Consider the following 17,128-nt stretch of genomic DNA (forward strand, 5'->3'; position numbering starts at 1 on the left):
CTTTCAGCGCTTCGAACCCGCCGGCATAGGTTTTGCGCAGATCCTTGATCGAAAGAATTGTCGTCATGCGTTTTCCCAGTTCTGGCCGGGACAGTATCGCGCCAGAGGATTGCCGAACAGACCAAATTCGCACAGTCCTCTGCGCACAAACGCAGGTTTCACTCGCGCCCGGTCAGGCGACCCAGCCAGCCTTTCTTTTCCCCTTCGGGAGTGTCTTCGCCGCCCTCTTCCGGCTCTGCAGGGCCTTCGAAATGCTGCTGAAGGTTCGAGAAGAACTGGTCAGCAATCTTTTTGGCAAAGCCGTCGATCAAACGGCTGCCTAGCTGCGCCAGCTTTCCGCCAACCTTGGCATCCACGTCATAGGCCAGAACCGTTCCACCGCTGTCACTGGCGCTGAACGTGACACTGGCGCTGCCCTTTGCAAAACCCGCCGCCCCGCCTTTGCCCTCACCGGCGATGGTCAGGCTTTGACCCTCAACCATGTCGGACATCGTGACGGTGCCTTTGAACGTGGCCTTTACCGGCCCGACCTTCTGCACCACGGTCGCCTCGTAACCGTCCGTCGGATTGCCCGAAACCTCTTGCGCACCGGGCACGCAGGCTTTCAGCACCTCGGGGTCCAGCAGGGCCGCATAGACATCGGACGGCGCCGCCTGAATTTCACGCGTGTCACTCATTTGCATGGGAGCACCCCCCTTTCTTGAAATGTCTGATATTCGACCAAAGACCTATCCACGAACTGCCGTTGCGGCAACCGTGTTCCACACATTACCCGCCGCCCCCGGAATCCTGAGCCCGCATGTCGGAAATCCGTTTCTGCACCAGTTCCAGATGCAGACGGGCATCATACTGCCCTTGCCTGTAGGCCGCTGGCAGCCGTAGGTCCGCCAGCTTTTCGTCCAGCACCTGCAATTGGCCTTGCATCCGCACGAGGTCTTCCGCGGAAGGGTTGTCGGCCAGGTCCTGTTCGATCAGACGAATTTCCGGGTAGTGCTGCCAGACACGCCATCGTTGGAAATAGGCGTAGATGCGCGGCAACAACCGGACCAGCGGAAGGACGATGAAAAAGAACGGCAGGAACAAAAGGAAAACCCGATTGACCTGCGCCGCCACCCAATAAGGCAACCAATCATGCCAGGTGGATGGCCCTTCAAGTATCAGCTGCCGTGCGGTGTTGTTGAGGGGCAATGCGGTCCCTTCGATCCCCGGAAAGGCCCCGGGGTCATTAATGATGCCCTGAGCCTCGTGCAGGGCGATCGCCGCCATCGTTAGTCGATTGACCAACGCCGGATGCAGTCCCGGCCGCACGACCAGCCGCGCCTCGAGAGCGATCAGATCTACCGGGCGCGGCGGCAGAACCGGGTTCAGCGACATGCCTCCGGTCGGTACGGTCACCACGGTGGCATAGGACAAACGACGCGAAATCGCCTCGACATGTTCAAGGTTCAGCACCTTCAGTCCAGGCACCTCGTACGCGGCCAGCAGGTAGGGAGCTTCGATCGGGGCGACAAAAACGGCGATGTCCAACGTTCCGTCCAACAAGGCGTCGGCCGCCTGGTCATAGGGCAGTGCAACATGCACGTTATCCTCTTGGGCCAGCCCGACAGCGCGTTCGAAGTCGCGGAATGCGTCCGCGGTGCCGGACCCGGGTGCACCGCTGTTGATGCTCAACCCACGCCACAGCGCGGGATTGGGCGGAATCCAGGCATCCTCGCGCGCCATGAAAATCATCGGCTCGAAAAACACTGTCCCGATGGCCTGCGCCCGATCCGGGTCAACTTCGATGCCGCCCTGCAAGAAGGCCACATCCACAGCCCCGTCTTCCAGGAGACGCGCATTTTCGACAGACCCTGCGGTTTCGACGATCTCGAGCCGAATCTCATCCTCGGCAAGGATATCGGAATAGTCCTGCGCCACTTCGATATAGGCACCACCCGCCGGTCCGGCTGCCATGCGCAGGTCGCCGGGCGGGTGCAGCAGAAGGATGATTGCCACCAGAACCGCCAAGACCATGGCGGCACTGATCGTGATCCAAAGACGCATCCTACCCCTCGCTGATCCACCCCGGACAGCACGCTACGCCGCTGGCCCCAAGCTGGCAAGTATTCCGATGTGTTTGTTGGTTTTTCCCGTTCCGGATCAGACCGATGCCAGACGCCGCGTCGCCGCCGGTCGGTCTTGCATTCCTGCTGGGTCCCGGCCAGCATCGCCGCGAGGGAGTGCTGCTCATGCTGAACGGAATCCGTGTTGTCGAAATCGAGGGTCTCGGCCCCGGCCCGTTCGCCGCCATGATGCTGGCGGATCTGGGGGCCGATGTCGTGACCATCCACCGCAAGGGGGGCGCCGTCACACCCGGCATGCCGGACCGATCCGTGCTGGACCGGGGCAAGCGCTCGATCGCGCTCGACCTCAAGGACCCCGACGACCTCGAAACCGCCCGGCGCCTGATCGAAACCGCCGATGCGTTGATCGAAGGCTTCCGCCCCGGCGTGATGGAGAAGCTGGGCCTGGGGCCCGAAGCCTGCCACGCCCTGAACCCGGCGCTGGTCTATGGCCGCATGACCGGCTGGGGCCAGGACAGCCCGCTTGCCGACACCGCAGGACATGATCTGAACTACATCGCGCTGTCGGGGGCACTCTGGTACGGCTCACCACCGGGCGCCGAGCCGATGACCCCGGCCACGCTGGTCGGCGATATCGGCGGGGGCGCGATGTATCTGGTCACCGGCATACTGGCCGGGCTGCTGAACGCGCGCACAACGGGCACAGGCACGGTGGTCGACGCCGCCATCTACGACGGGTCCGCGCATATGATGAACCTGCTGATGAGCCTGCGCCAGACCGGCAACCTGTCCGACACGCGCGGCCAGAGCCTGCTGGACGGCCCGCATTGGAGCCGTACCTACGCCTGCGCGGATGGCGGCTTTGTTTCGGTCCAATGTCTTGAGCCGAAATTCTACGCCCAATTCCTGGAAATCCTGGACCTATCCCAAGACCCGGCGTTCCAGCAACAATACGACAGCACGCGCTGGCCCGACCTGACCCGACGCCTGGCGGAACTCTTCGCAACCAAACCGCGCGACCATTGGGCCAAACTGTTCGAAGGCTCAGACGCCTGCGTCGCCCCGGTGCTCAGCCCCGACGAGGCCGCAACCCATCCGATGAACACCGCCCGCCAAACCTGGCGAGAAACAGACGGCACCCTGCAGGCCGCCGCCGCCCCGCGCTTCTCCACCCACCAATGGCAGCCGAAACCCAGCCCGGCCCGCGGCCAACACACGACCGAAATTCTGAACGAACTTCAGGCTCTCAAAAAGACCTGACACATCCTTCATCTAGCCAACGGCCAAGAGGGGGCTGGCCCCCTCCCACGCCGCCTATCCGCCGCGCACCGTGTCGATCATCAGCTGCACATTCTCCGGGTCGGCATCCGGTGTGATCCCGTGTCCCAGATTGAAAATATGCGGCCCGTTGGAAAAGGCACGCAGGATGCGGCGGGTCTCATCCACCAGGGCCTGCCCGCCGGTCACCATGTGAGACGAGGCCAGGTTGCCTTGCACGCAGCCATCCACCTGCACATGTTCGGCCGCCCATTCCGGCGCAACCGAGTTGTCCAGCGCCACGCAATCGACACCGGTGGCCTTCGCGAAGCCGACATAGCCCTCGCCCGCCTCACGCGGGAAACCGATGACCGGAATGCCCGGATGGCGTTCCTTGAGCGCCTGGGTGATGATCCGGCACGGCTGGACCGCGTATTTGGTGAAAGCCTCACCTTTCAGCGACCCGGCCCAGCTGTCGAAAATCTTGACCACCTCGGCCCCCGCTTCGATCTGAGCCGACAGATATTCGATCGTGGCCGCAGTGATCCGGTCCAGCAACGCCTCGAACAGAGCGGTGTTTTCCTCGCGCAGGGCGTGGGCAGGACCCTGATCAGGGGTGCCACGCCCGGCGATCATATAGGTCGCAACGGTCCACGGGGCGCCGGCAAAGCCAATGAGAGTCGTCTCGGACGGCAACTCGCGCGACAGGATGCGCACGGTTTCATAGACGGGCGACAAGGTCTCGTGGATCGCATCAACGGGTTTCAAGGCGTCGAAATCCGATCGCCGCGTGATCGTCGACAGGCGCGGCCCTTCGCCGGTGACGAACCAAAGATCGGCGCCCAACGCCTGCGGCACCAGCAGGATGTCGGCAAACAGGATCGCGGCATCGAACCCATAGCGGCGGATCGGCTGCAGTGTCACCTCCGCCGCCAGATCGGGGGTGTAGCACAGCGACAGGAAATCGCCCGCCTGTTCCCGCGTCGCGCGGTATTCCGGCAGATAGCGTCCGGCCTGTCGCATCATCCAGATCGGCGGCGTGTCCAGTACCTCGCCCGCCAGCGCCCGCAGCAGTTTCTTGTTCTCGGCCATGTCAGCCCCCACTATTCCGGTTTGCGCAACGGGTCCGCCTTCAGCGGCAAAATGTCAAGCGTGGCCCCCATTGTCAGGGCAATGTGACGCGACTAAAGCTGTGCCCATGACTTTGACCCTGCCCACCCCCGCATCGCCGCTAAAGATCGGCACCCGTGGTTCGCCGCTGGCGCTGGCCCAGGCCCACGAAACCCGTCAGCGGCTGTGCGATGCCTTCGATCTGCCGGAACAGGCGTTCGAGATCGTGGTGATCAAGACCACCGGCGACAACCGCGCCATGATCGACGCGGACCGCCCGTTGAAAGAGATCGGCAACAAGGGCCTGTTCACCAAGGAAATCGAAGAGGCGATGCTGGGTGGCGACATCGACATCGCCGTGCACTCGACCAAGGACATGCCCGTCGAACAGCCGCAGGGGCTGGTGCTGGACACGTTCCTGCCGCGCGAGGACGTGCGCGATGCCTTCATCTCGCCCCGCCTCAGCTCGATCCATGACCTGCCCGAAGGCGCGGTCGTCGGCACCTCGTCGCTGCGGCGGCGGGCCCAGTTGCTGCACCGCCGACCCGATCTGAACGTGGTCGAGTTCCGGGGCAACGTGCAGACCCGGCTGAAGAAGCTGGCTGATGGCGTGGCCGAATGCACGTTTCTGGCCATGGCCGGCATCCGCCGCCTGAACATGCAGGACGTCCCTGCCACCGCGATCTCGCCCGACGACATGCTGCCGGCCATCGCACAAGGTACGATTGGCATCGAGCGCCGCGCGGACGACCATCGGGCCGCCGAGATGCTGGAAGCCATTCATCACTCTGAAACGGCCTGTCGTCTGGCGGCCGAGCGCACGTTGCTGGCCGCGCTGGACGGGTCCTGCGAAACTCCGATTGCCGGTCTGGCCGAACTTGCGGATGGGCAGTTGCGCCTACGCGGCGAGGTCCTGCGCCCGGATGGATCGGATGCCATCACCGAAAGCCAGACCGGTTTGACGGAGGACGCAGCGGAAATGGGCCGGGCCGTGGCGGCAGAACTGCTGCACCGTGCCGGGCCCGGATTCTTCGAGTGGAGAAATTTGTAAAAAAGTTTCTGCGAATGTGAACTGCTTCACTGTCGCCCCGGTTGAAATCGGGCATCAATGTGTCATCCCGATTGGGAATGTGGATCAGTCTCGAATGTATCGAAGTTTTAGTTCGTGATTTTGTAGATAGTATTCGAGGGGGCGAGACTGAGAACCCTGTCCGATCGAAACGGGCCGTGCCTTTGAAAAAGGCACGGCCCGTTTTGACTCTGCGGCCCGTAACGGGTCCCTGTCATCCGGGAAACCGGTGCACGTTGCCATGATGACTGAACATCGCCTGGCCCGAGCGGATGTCGAACCGGAAATCAGCCGACCGTCCCGGCAAGGCCGCATAGAACGCGCGCAGGCCCGGTTCGACCAAGCCTGCTTGGGCGCTGCAGGCTTCGCTCAAGCGCTGTATTTCGTCGTGAGCCCGCCGTGCACGTATCGCAATGATCAGATCCTGATGCATCTCCTGCAGCTTCCGGAAATCCGCGCTATGGGCCAACACGCTGTCACCGACCAAAGCAAATAACGGCTCCAGTTCGGTCTTGCCTTTCAGATGAACAAGCCCGGCTTCGAGCATCGCGAGATCGGCGCCAGCAGCCTGCGAGACTGAGCTTGAGATCAGGATGTCATATTCGACCTGGCGGCAACTCTGCTCGATTCGAGCGGCGACGTTGACCACATCTCCGATCACCGTGTAGTTGAATCGCCGCCGCGAGCCAATGTTGCCGACGCAGGCCATTCCCGTGGCACATCCTGTCGCCAATGCGATCGGAGGATGCCCGCGCATCGTGTCCGAAGCATTGAACTCGGCCAGAGCTCGCCGCATCTGCAACGCAGCCTGCGCCGCCAGAAGTGGGTGCCGCTCCACCGGAACCGGCGCGTTCCAGAACGCCATGACCGCATCCCCGATGAATTTGTCGATGGTGCCTTTTTCGTGCAGGATCCGGTCTCCGATGACCGAGAACAGTTCATTGAGCAGCGCGACCAGGTCTGTGGCCGACACCCGCTCGGACAACGGTGTAAACCCGCGAATGTCCGAGAACATGACCGTGATTTCCTGCGTTTCACCGCCCAGTTGCAGTTGGTGTCCGGTTGCATCCATCTCGTCCAGGATCTCGGGCGCGACATAGTGCGAGAAGATCCGCCGGATCACCCGCTTTTCCCGCTCGGTCGATATGAACAGATAACCGGACAACAGCCCGAAATTGGCCATCCCGCCGGCAAGCGGGAAGGTTGCATCGAACAGTACGGACTGGTTCTGAAACGCCAACCAACTGACCCCGACAACCACGGCCGCCGCGATGCCGCCGGCCATGAACGAGGCAACGGCTCCAAAACTGGACATGACGACCGTGACGACGACTCCAAGGATGATGAAAGCCAGAAGCTCGAGGGCGGCGGTGACATCCGACCGGGTCAGCATGTCGCCCAGCAGCGCCTGCTCGATGACTTGGGCGTGGATGGAGACGCCTGGAACGGACTCTCCCAACGCAGTCTGATGCATGTCGAACAGACCTGCCGCCGACGTTCCGATCAATACGATCCGGCCTTCGATCTGGCTGCGCAGAACCGGATCATCTGCGGATTGCAGTATGTCATTGGCCGACAGGTAGAGCCCGGGATCATCCGGTCTGTACCTGACCCAGACCTCTCCGTTTTCCGTTGTGGGCAGGACCAGACCCGCCAATTCGACCGACAGCACGATGCCGGCCTCGCCCTGAGCCCCTTCGATGAAGATCACCGGCTCGCCCGTCGCGACCCTCAGAGCCTCCAGCCCAAGTCCGGGCAGAACACCGCTTGGCCCCTGCCACAACACCGGAACCCGACGCACCACGCCCGTGCCGCCCAAAGGTGAAACATTCACACCGCCGATCCCGGTTGCATCCCGGTCCAGCGGTGGCGCCAGCGGAGTCCAGTGGGGCACGGACACCAGCCCGGCGGCCGGGTTTTCGCCGATCTCCACGATCCCGGCCTTCGGGGCAATGTCCTGATCCCCTCCGGTCAATCGCGCCGCCACACCCATCACGACGGGCCAGTTCGAAACCTCGGCCCCGAACAAGATGTCATTGTCCAGCTGGGCGGCTTCCTTTTTGGCGCTGAGAATGTCAGCTAGGGCCGGATCACTCAGCAGCCGCGACGGTGAGTACCGATCGGGCTCGGCGAACAACATGTCAAAAGCGATTGAAGCGGCGCCATACTCGCCCAAACGCTCGACCATCTGCGTCAACAGGGTCCGGGGCCAGGGCCATTGGCCCCAATTCTCGAGCGACGTTTCGTCGATATCGACGACCCGGACCGGCAAATCGGGATCGAAGGCGCGCGGGGACAACCGCTGCAACACGTCGAAAAAGATCAGCCGGGACATGCGGACCGGATAAGGGTCCAGTACCCGCAGCAGACAACCAAACAGGATCAGACCCAGGCCCACCAGCCGAAAAGCACGGCGCCGTCCGGCTTTCTCGTGCTGCCTGACACTCACGTCAACCTCTGCTCGCCGGCAACGACATGGACAACGCTCTAGCCATCGCCGCCGGACCCAAAGACACCGCCGCCAGTATCCCGCCGATCATCGACAGTTTCGGGCCGGTCGCCCGGCCTGTCGAACTGCCCGACCGGATCCGGTTGTTCGGGCGGCGCGGCAACCGCTGCCTTGACCTGCCTCTGCGGCGGAGCGGACCGGCGCGGTTCGGGCGCGTCCGATTTTGCGCGCGGCGCAGGTTGGGATTCACCCGAGCACCCTTCGACATCCACCTGCAAAGGCGGCTTGAGGTCTTTCTGCGACTGAATGAAAGGAAAACCGCTGACCACGGCCTTGTCATACATCGCCTGATCGACCGGGCGCCCGACCGCACCACGCTGGCTGGTTGCATACAAGCTGCAAATCCGACCCGTTGATCGGCAAGAGCCGCCGAGGCCACACATCTGAACCGTGCCGTGCAGCACGAGCATCGCGCTTTGGTTTCCCGGCGCGATCCACATGTCAAATACCGTGCCCCGCACCGCCATGGTGGCCGTCGGCGTCTTGATGGAGTAGGCGCCTTTCCTGCTTTTGCCCGAGATGAACCGGAAGCTTCCACCCAGCGCCTCGACAGCAAAGCTTTTAGCCTTGCGGTTGCCGCGCAACATCTTCACGTCCAGAACCATCCGCGCATTGGGACCAACCGCGATCTTCGTGTCATCCACAAAGACAAGCTGAACCACGCCATTCGCATCCGTGACGATCGAGTCGCCGGACAACACCTCCATCCCATTACGCAGGGGCAGCGTTTTGCCGCCACGGGTCACGTCCGCCCCCTGTTTCACGCTGATTACGGTTCCGATATTTGCCCAACTGAGGGCAGGAACGCAAAGAACGAAAAAACCAACCAGAACAATCTTCAACCAAGCCAAAATGCCAGCCCTTCCCCCAAAGGTTACTGTAGAGCGCGGATGCGCTCACTGCCCGGCCAGCCTCTGAAACTGTTTTTTTGGATCAATCAAAATGACTAAAATCTTAGCAAATATGCATCCATTGGCATGTAATTGGCAAGTTTTCTGTTCTTATGCCTGTTCAGCGGAGAAGCTGAGCCGCCGAGTTCAGTCAAAAGAAACGGCCGTTTCTGCAACTCATATCACCTGGCACTGGTGATCCAGCAGAGCGCGTTCCAACGCCAAAGGCAGGCAACCTCTCCAATTGGTTCAGCCGTTTGCGACACCCATCATTTTGCAGATGCAGTTCCCTACCGCACCTGGCTCGCCCAAATTTTTGTGTCCGATTGCGTACTCTGGCCGCGCGTACATTCTAAGGCCAACCGACGTTGGTTCAGCGAAACCAAATCGAAGCAGAACGCGAATCCACGCATGGTTCTTGAAAATCCAACAGCAAGACATAGCGACCACGCCTTTGCCCAAGCGGGTGCAGACCCAAGCGATTCCAAGCGTTTTCAAGGGCTTCGCCCAATCCGGCAAAAATTTCCGGTGGTGCAGGAATTGGCCTTGTATTTCCGTCGCTTGCACGGCTATACCCGTCGGCGGAGACGTGGCCGAGTGGTCGAAGGCGCTCCCCTGCTAAGGGAGTAGGCGGGAAACCGTCTCGAGGGTTCGAATCCCTTCGTCTCCGCCACCCACCCTCACTCTGAGATTCGCTCAAGCCATTGTATTTGAGTATTTTTTGCGCGCATCCGCAACGTGATCCGCCCTACATCAGCCAAATCTGCTATACAAATCGCTATACATTTTGCTTTACACTGCTTGCCAGGCAGTGAGGTGACAATGGCTATCAAAACCAGAGGAAAAAAGCTTTCTCTCTACAAAAGGGTTCCCAAAAGGTATGAGTCGGTGGAGCCGCGCAAGTTCATCTGGCTATCCCTCCACACGGACAGCATGTCTGAAGCTGAGGCGAAGGCGGGCCCGGCTTGGGAACAGTTGATCGCCGGGTGGGAGGCAAAACTGGCCGGTGACACCTCGGATGCAGAACAGCGTTTTGAAGCCGCTCGGCAACTCGCAGAGGCGCGTGGCTTCCGTTATATGCGCGTTGACAGGGTCGCAAAGCTACCCACTGAAGAGCTCCTGGATCGGATCGGCGCGATCTCAACTAGAAACGGCAAACCTGACCTGAGGGAGGCTGCAGCGCTACTAGGTGGCGCCAAAGAGCCCGCGATCACAGTTACACGAGCCCTAGAGCTTTATTGGGACCTGGCACGAGAGAAAACCTTCGGTAAGAGCGCAGATCAAATCCGCAAATGGAAGAATCCTCGTAAGAAGGCGGTTAACACCTTTGTCACGGTCGTTGGCGACAAATCGATATCCGAGATCACTGGCGATGACATGCTCGACTTCCGCGCTTGGTGGCTGGACAGGATCGAAAACGAGGGTCTGTCGCCCGGCAGTGCCAACAAAGATCTCATCCATCTTGGTGACGTTCTGAAGACAGTGAACAAGATGAAGCGCTTGAATTTGGTTCTACCCCTGTCCGATCTCAGCTTCAAAGAAGGGGAACCTGAACCGCGGCCTCCATTTTCGGATGCATGGATAAGAGACAAGATCTTGGCACCGGGCGCTCTGAATGGCTTGAACGAGGAAGCGCGCCGCATCCTGCTGGCTATGATCAATACGGGAGCTCGACCAAGCGAGCTTGCGTCGCTCACGGCCACCCAGATACGTCTCGACAGCAATGTGCCGCATATTTCCATTGAACCGGTAGGGCGCCAACTCAAGAGCGCCAACGCGCGTCGTTGGATACCGCTCTGCGGCATCAGCTTGGAAGCTATGCGGGCCTGCCCGGACGGCTTCCCGCGCTATAGGGACAGCTCCGCCAGCCTGTCGGCGACCGTGAACAAGTTCCTGCGAGAGAACGGCTTGATGGAGACACCAAAGCACACACTCTACGGTCTGCGACACAGCTTCGAGGATCGAATGCTGGCCGCTGGGGTCGATGAGCGTATCCGACGTGATCTCATGGGCCACGCGCTTGATCGCGAGAGGTATGGCAAGGGCGCGAGCCTGGAGCACCTACAGAGGCTCATTCAAGCAACGGCTTTGTAGCGCTCGGCGATGGCCTTAGCCCTCTGTATCGTGTCATTCTGCTTTTCTAGTAGAGCGATCTCGCGTTCGATCCGCTCGAAGACCGGCAAATAGACCGGGTCCTCGACGACCAAAACAGCCGCTTTTTTGTATGCGGCCTTCAGTATTTCCAGATCAGCGCTCATACATCCGCTATAGCAACGAGCCGACGCGATGCAGAAAACTTCAAAAAGTTCCTCTCGCTGTTGCTGTTCTGACACGCGTCTTGGGCGCGTGGAGGCAGAACAGCGTATGAGAGCATACTCTTAGCATTGTCAGTTCCCATCCTTCTATAGCCTTCCTGCCGCGCATCCCCATGCACTCGAACGCTAAAATGTAAGTGTGCAGCGTATGCTGCGTCACATTTGAGAGAGTGGAAATGACCAAGAAACCGCATGCAGACACCAGACTGGCGAAATACGTAGAACGCCGGGTGCTTGAACTCAAACCGACCAAGAGCCAAGCCGAAATTGCATCACAGGCCGGATATACCAACGCCAACATGATCACGATGATCAAACAGGGAAGTTCAAAGGTTGCGCTTGATCGCGTGCCTGCTCTCGCCAAGGCGTTGGAGTGCGATCCTGCCTACTTGATGCGTCTTTCATTAGAGCAGGCAATCGGAGAGACAGCCGCTGCGTCCGTTGTCGAGATTTTCGGAGATCCGGTGACCGAGAACGAACGCTCGTGGCTGAAAACGATCCGTGAGGCCTCCGACAATTCCGATCCCCGGCTGACCAGCAGGTCAAAGGCCGCGATCAAGTCGATCTTTGGAAAATGAGAGACGAGAGTATGCACAACGAAGCATTGACGTCCTACGAGCACGCTTGGTTACGCTTCCTGCGTGAGTTGAGCAATCACAGCGACCCGGAACCCACATTGCATCAGGTCCAGCTGTTGAGACGCGTCTGCTCTCGCAGACCGAAATAACGCCGCGAGCGCCGGGGCAGTTCAAGCCATCATTTTCTGGGCTGCCTCCTCAATCCGGCTTGGAAACCCCGGCCGGGTTGCGCAAGGTTGACAAAGGTTTACATCGCTCCTGCCCGACGGTTGTAGATGTAAACCTTTTCTTGCTTCCGAAGCCGGATTGTTAGCCAAAAGGTTTACATTAAGTTTACCCTAAGTTGACAGATTTTCCCGTGAATCCGCTTTTTTCGCCGAAAATGTAAACCTCGACCCCGAAACCTAGCGCAGAAGGTTCGACCTCGCAGTGGATGACTTTGAATTGGCGCAGTTGTTCGTTCTTCTGATGTGCGGTCGCGGAGCTCAGTGTCATTGACAAGACGGTTTCCCGCACTCCGTCGCATCCAATGGCTTGTTGTATTGCTTAGTCATGCGGTGGATGTTTAGCTCGGAACAATCCGCGCCTAGTCGAGTATCTAACGATGTAGTGGAGGCTTGGTTGGCGAAGAGCGAATGAAGCGATTAGCGCTAGAACTGCTCAAACTTCCTCAACGTTCGATATCCGTCGCCACATCAGCATTTGGCAATGGTGTGACTGGCGTCCTTGGAGCAAGCGTCACCGGCGACAGGCGCTTGCGGCGATAGAGACGCTCGAATTCGAGCTACAACAGATGCGAAATGCCCCCCTGCTGCCCTTGTTTCACTGCGTCGAAACCGATGAAGACAGGCCAGAGATGTGCGCAGATCGACAATAAGGAGCCATTCGACAAAGGCCTCTAGATTTCGGTGGAAAAGCCAGAATTGCCAACGCTGCAAGCTGAACAAACGACAATCAACGGCGGGCAGCCGACCTTCGCCGCAGGAGTGAGCCATCCAAGCTGTCTGGTAGGAAGCAGACATTCAGACCACGCCGAACTCGGGCTTTGCGCTGCACCTCCGCAAGGCGGCTGCGAGCTGTATGCAGACCCTGAGACGCGCACGGCGGAAGTGAACCGCCGCACAATCTGCATGTTCGCGGACGGCCAGAAAAAGACAACCGCTTGCTGCCGGTTGTCGCTGGATTGGCTCGTCGCGGCAGTGGCATCGTCAAACAGCGGTGCGCCGGAATAAAAGGCAACAGCGCCAGTTGTGAAGGCTCCAAGCCCTCGGTAGCATCACCAGAAAATAGCAAATCGCAGAGCACTATGACCTTCAACATTACTATTCCCACCCCGGGTGAAGCTCTCGCAGTAGATTTCGAACCAGGCGAGACTGTCATATTCGTCGGCGCGAACGGTGGCGGAAAAACGCGTCTCACAGTTCATATCGAAAATAACCTGCAAGATGCGGCACACCGAATATCTGCACATCGTGCGCTCTTGATGAACCCTGAGGTTCAAAAAATCAGCGAAAGGCAAGCGCTCTCCGGGTTGCGATTTGGATACACCGGCCACGCGTCAAACACTAATTACACGCGATATAGGTCCGGCCACAGGTGGGGCAATAAAAATGCGACCCATCTGCTGAATGATTTCGATTATCTACTTCAAGCGCTTTTTGCCGATCAGTCCAACACCTCTTTGAAAGCCTATCATCGGCATAAGCCGGGTGCAGATCAAAGCGAAGACAGCTTTGAAATCACCAAGTTCGACAAGCTTCTCGAAATCTGGAATCGCCTTCTTCCTCATCGTCAACTTCACATCTCCGGGGATAACATCACAGTTTCAGCCGGTGGCGTTGGTGGAACCTACCCCGCCTCCGATATGAGTGATGGGGAGAGAGCAATCTTCTACATGATAGGTCAAGCACTGGTTGCAGCGGAAGGAACCGTCTTGATTGTCGATGAACCAGAGCTTCACGTTCATCGTTCGATAATGGCGAAGCTGTGGGACGAAATAGAAGCCACTCGAAGGGATTGTGGATTTATTTATATTACTCACGACCTTGATTTTGCGGCAGCACGATCCGCAAAAAAATATGTGATTCAAGACTTTTCACCTCAGCCCCATTGGGCAATTGAAGAGGTTCCGGAGAACACCGGATTTCCAGAAGAGCTGGTCACACTCATTCTGGGCAGCAGGCGCCCCATCCTCTTTGTTGAGGGCACGCATGATAGCCTTGACTACGCAATATACCGCGCGTGCTATCCAGAATGGACAGTTGTTCCAAAGTCTTCTTGCTCCGAAGTAATCCATTCAGTGGTTTCTATGCGGGCCAATTCGAGTCTGACCCGGGTAACATGTTCCGGTATCGTGGATGGCGATGACTACACCGAAGAGGATGTAGCTTACTTTGAAGGCTTGGGTATCAAGATCATTCCTGTATCGGAGATCGAGAATCTTATCGCACTTCCAGTTGTTTGCTCCGCGATTGCCGAATCTGATGGCTTCACTGGGGCTGACTTACAAAAAAAGCTCGATGATGTCTCCAACGGAATATTCGGCTTACTCGATAGCGATGAAAAGATTGATAAGGTGGTCGTCCGTCATTGCCAAAGGCGTATTGATCGAATGCTGAAGAAGCTCGATTTCTCAGGCTCAACATCGAGCAAAGAATTGATTCGGGATTACAATACTCGCACTGCAAATCTGGATATTCCTGGAATCGTAGCAACTCGAACACGAGAAATTAAGGCTGCTATTGAGCAGAAAGACTTGGCGGCACTTCTGCGCTATTACGACAATAAAAAAGGAATCACCGCAACCTTGGCGTCAGTTTTGAAAGGGACCAGAAGGGAAAACTTTGAGTCGTGGCTTATCAGAGTTCTTGCGGCAAATCGCTCAAGCGGCATAGCAAACGCTGTGAAGAGCGTTCTTCCAGTTATCGAGCCTCGGTAGCTCGAGTCCGTTCTTCCGCACACCTGACCTACGACGGCACGCGCAGGACGCATGCGCAACGAAAGTCCGGTTCGACGGGCCGCGCCGCCGCATACCCGGTATCGCTTCAACCGCAGCTTCGGGCCGGAGTGCAGACCCTAGATTGCGATCAACGAACGAGGGCGTCGTCCGCAGCTTCGCCGTTGACGCAATTCTTTCTACGTTCGGTTGTAGGTAGAAGCCGCCGCTGAGAATGTGGTTATTTTTTGGTCCCGAGCCTAAATGTCGGACTGCGAATTGGCCGATACGTTCGCTTTTGGTTAGGTCGCCAATCATCCTAGATGATATTGAGCTAGCTTCCCGGGGTCGCTGCGGAACCTGCAAGTATGCCTCCGTCAATCGATAGCTCGGCACCGGTAATGTAAGTAGCCTCGTCCGAGGCGAGAAGCACGGCCAAAGCCGCGACTTCTTCGGCCGTTCCAAACCGTCGCAATGGAGTGTCCGCGACCATCGCAGCTTCACGCTCAGCTCTGTCTGGTCCTTCACCCAGCATCGGCTCCCACATCGGTGTCATGATCGCAGCGGGATGGATGGAATTGCATCGGATCGCAAGGCCTTGGCTTGCGCAATACAAGGCAACGGACTTTGTGTGATTGCGAACAGCAGCCTTGGAGGCCGCATAGGCCGTCGCCATCGGAATTCCAACAAGGCCAGATCGGGAAGAGATATTGATGATCGATCCGGCACCATTCCTTCGCATTGCCTTGATCCCATAACGGCACCCCAAGAAGGTCCCGTCATTGTTCACGGCATGGACGGCTCGCCAGTCAGCCAGGCTGGCGTGCTCAGGATCGTGTGCAGGAGCGGCGCCGGTAGCGGAAGATTCAAAGCCCGTTACGCCAGCGTTGTTCACCAACACGTCCAACACCGGAAATTCAGCCTCAACCCTTTGCCAATCCGCCTCCGACGAAACATCCAGCTCGCGGAATATTGCGCCGATTTCATCTGCGGAACTTTGGCCGTTTTTGGCGTCGGCATCTGTCAGAATGACATCAGCGCCTTCTTCGCGAAACGCTTTGGCGATAGCCAGACCTATTCCTCGGGCTCCTCCGGTAATGAGAGCGGTTTTCTTTTCCAACCTGGACATTACGCGCTCCTGAGACAGATCAACGAAGGCTCAACGCATCAGTTGGATGCTGTTTGCCAGCTGACTTCTTCATGTAGTCAAATTGCAAAGACAACACCAGTCTGTCGGACCGTAGTCACGCACTTCCTGGCCGGTGCACCAGCGAAGCTCCACGCCTCCGAGATCCCGGGCCATTGACCCCGGATCAGTCTGAGTGCTTTATCGCTGCTATCAAAGGGAGACTCTCAAATGTTCGACAATTTCAAGTGCATGGTTGCCGCCGTAGCCGCCACGGTGGTCGTGTCATCTCCGGTTTGGGCCGAAACGCGCGTGACCTACAAGTCCGCCAAGGCGGGGACTTCATACTACCAAATGGGCGTCCAGATCGCCGAAGCCATGAAGGCCGGATCGGACGGGAACATCATTGTGACCGTCGAAGAAGGTCAGGGTTCGGTTCAGAACGTAATGGAAGTTCGCGCGCGCGGTGGCGACTATGTGTTCACTACACCGCCGGCCTTGGTTGGGCTGGCTCAGGGCGGAAAAGCGATGTTCGAGGGCAAAAGCGATCCGTCCTTTGACGAGATCCGCGCCCTGTTCCCGATCCCTTCCTTGACCATGCATTTTGTTGTTTCCGCGGACAGCGGGATCGACAGCTTTGAAGACATGGAAGGCAAAACCATCCTCTTGGGAAAAGGCAGTTTTGGCGCGCGCGAAGGCGAGAAATACCTGAACTTGTTTGGACTTGAAGGTAAAGTCAACATTGCCGATGCAGAGCTCTCCAACGCTGTCGCCGCCCTGAAAAACGGCCAGATCGACGGCTTTGTAACCGCCGGCTCCTGGCCCGCCCCGAATGTGGTGGAAGCCGCCGCCTCGGCCGGTGTGAAAGTGCTGTCGCTGAGTGACGACCAAGTCGCGCAGACCAAGCGCGCCCGTCTGGTGATCCCGGCCGGCACTTATGCTGGTCAGGAGGAGGATATCGTAACGACCTCATTGCCAGTTGTGGCATATACCACCACCAAGATGGACGATGACACCGCCTATCAGCTGACCAAGACTTTCTGGGAAAGCAAGAATGCGATGGCTGAAACTGCGGCCTGGTGGGCTGGTGTCGATACCGAACTGATGGAGAACATCACGGGCAAGATCCATCCGGGAGCTATCCGCTACTACAAGGAAGCGGGCATTGCGCTGACTGACGACCAAATGTAACTCGACCCTCGGACAGGTTAAGCAGAGGCCGGGCCGGATCAGGCCCGGTTTTTCTGTCGGGAAGGAGACAACGTGAGCGGATCGG

Annotated in this window: 13 protein-coding genes and 1 tRNA gene; 7 read left to right on the plus strand and 7 right to left on the minus strand. The window is 58.6% G+C overall.

Annotated elements, in window-relative coordinates:
- Window positions 1–158: 158 nt before the first annotated feature.
- Entirely contained in the window at window positions 159–683 is a 525-nt protein-coding gene (locus AC2FM5_RS15870) for an SRPBCC family protein (RefSeq protein WP_496736726.1), read from the minus strand.
- Window positions 684–768: 85 nt separating this feature from the next.
- Window positions 769–2,043 carry a TAXI family TRAP transporter solute-binding subunit gene (locus AC2FM5_RS15875; RefSeq protein ID WP_496736728.1) on the minus strand — a complete coding sequence of 425 codons (1,275 nt, stop codon included), beginning with the start codon at window positions 2,041–2,043 and terminating at the stop codon, window positions 769–771.
- Between the two features lie 185 nt (window positions 2,044–2,228).
- On the opposite strand from AC2FM5_RS15875, the gene AC2FM5_RS15880 reads away from it, so the two are divergent.
- A complete protein-coding gene (locus AC2FM5_RS15880) occupies window positions 2,229–3,323 on the plus strand; it encodes a CaiB/BaiF CoA transferase family protein (protein ID WP_496736746.1) in 1,095 nt (364 codons plus the stop codon).
- Between the two features lie 54 nt (window positions 3,324–3,377).
- Here AC2FM5_RS15880 and hemE read toward each other — a convergent pair whose 3' ends face one another.
- A complete protein-coding gene (gene hemE / locus AC2FM5_RS15885) occupies window positions 3,378–4,412 on the minus strand; it encodes a uroporphyrinogen decarboxylase (RefSeq protein ID WP_496736730.1) in 1,035 nt (344 codons plus the stop codon).
- 106 nt (window positions 4,413–4,518) lie between these two features.
- Here hemE and hemC point away from each other — a divergent pair, with 106 nt between their 5' ends.
- A complete protein-coding gene (gene hemC, locus AC2FM5_RS15890) occupies window positions 4,519–5,481 on the plus strand; it encodes a hydroxymethylbilane synthase (protein WP_496736732.1) in 963 nt (320 codons plus the stop codon).
- A 232-nt stretch (window positions 5,482–5,713) separates the two neighbouring features.
- Here the strand turns inward: hemC and AC2FM5_RS15895 are convergent, their stop codons facing one another.
- The gene (locus AC2FM5_RS15895) at window positions 5,714–7,948 is read right to left on the minus strand and encodes a CHASE2 domain-containing protein (RefSeq protein ID WP_496736734.1); all 2,235 of its coding nucleotides are present in this window, start codon (window positions 7,946–7,948) and stop codon (window positions 5,714–5,716) included.
- Between the two features lie 38 nt (window positions 7,949–7,986).
- On the minus strand, window positions 7,987–8,772 hold the full coding sequence (locus AC2FM5_RS15900; RefSeq protein WP_367646319.1) for a FecR family protein: 786 nt from the start codon (window positions 8,770–8,772) through the stop codon (window positions 7,987–7,989).
- 709 nt (window positions 8,773–9,481) lie between these two features.
- Here AC2FM5_RS15900 and AC2FM5_RS15905 point away from each other — a divergent pair.
- Window positions 9,482–9,571 (plus strand) — tRNA-Ser (locus tag AC2FM5_RS15905).
- A 149-nt stretch (window positions 9,572–9,720) separates the two neighbouring features.
- Window positions 9,721–10,992, plus strand: a complete 1,272-nt coding sequence (locus AC2FM5_RS15910; RefSeq protein ID WP_496736736.1) for a site-specific integrase — start codon at window positions 9,721–9,723, stop codon at window positions 10,990–10,992.
- Here the strand turns inward: AC2FM5_RS15910 and AC2FM5_RS15915 are convergent.
- Window positions 10,974–11,156 carry a hypothetical protein gene (locus AC2FM5_RS15915; RefSeq protein WP_496736738.1) on the minus strand — a complete coding sequence of 61 codons (183 nt, stop codon included), beginning with the start codon at window positions 11,154–11,156 and terminating at the stop codon, window positions 10,974–10,976. The genes AC2FM5_RS15910 and AC2FM5_RS15915 overlap by 19 nt on opposite strands.
- A 233-nt stretch (window positions 11,157–11,389) precedes the next feature.
- On the opposite strand from AC2FM5_RS15915, the gene AC2FM5_RS15920 reads away from it, so the two are divergent.
- The gene (locus AC2FM5_RS15920; RefSeq protein WP_496736748.1) at window positions 11,390–11,791 is read left to right on the plus strand and encodes a helix-turn-helix domain-containing protein; all 402 of its coding nucleotides are present in this window, start codon (window positions 11,390–11,392) and stop codon (window positions 11,789–11,791) included.
- Window positions 11,792–12,953: 1,162 nt separating this feature from the next.
- The gene (locus AC2FM5_RS15925; RefSeq protein WP_496736740.1) at window positions 12,954–14,729 is read left to right on the plus strand and encodes an AAA family ATPase; all 1,776 of its coding nucleotides are present in this window, start codon (window positions 12,954–12,956) and stop codon (window positions 14,727–14,729) included.
- 331 nt (window positions 14,730–15,060) lie between these two features.
- Here AC2FM5_RS15925 and AC2FM5_RS15930 read toward each other — a convergent pair whose 3' ends face one another.
- Window positions 15,061–15,855, minus strand: a complete 795-nt coding sequence (locus AC2FM5_RS15930; protein ID WP_496736742.1) for an SDR family oxidoreductase — start codon at window positions 15,853–15,855, stop codon at window positions 15,061–15,063.
- Between the two features lie 228 nt (window positions 15,856–16,083).
- On the opposite strand from AC2FM5_RS15930, the gene AC2FM5_RS15935 reads away from it, so the two are divergent.
- Complete coding sequence (locus tag AC2FM5_RS15935) at window positions 16,084–17,043, plus strand: TAXI family TRAP transporter solute-binding subunit (RefSeq protein WP_496736744.1); 960 nt, start codon at window positions 16,084–16,086, stop codon at window positions 17,041–17,043.
- Window positions 17,044–17,128 lie beyond the last annotated feature (85 nt).

The organism is Ruegeria sp. BHSA162, assembly GCF_059613385.1.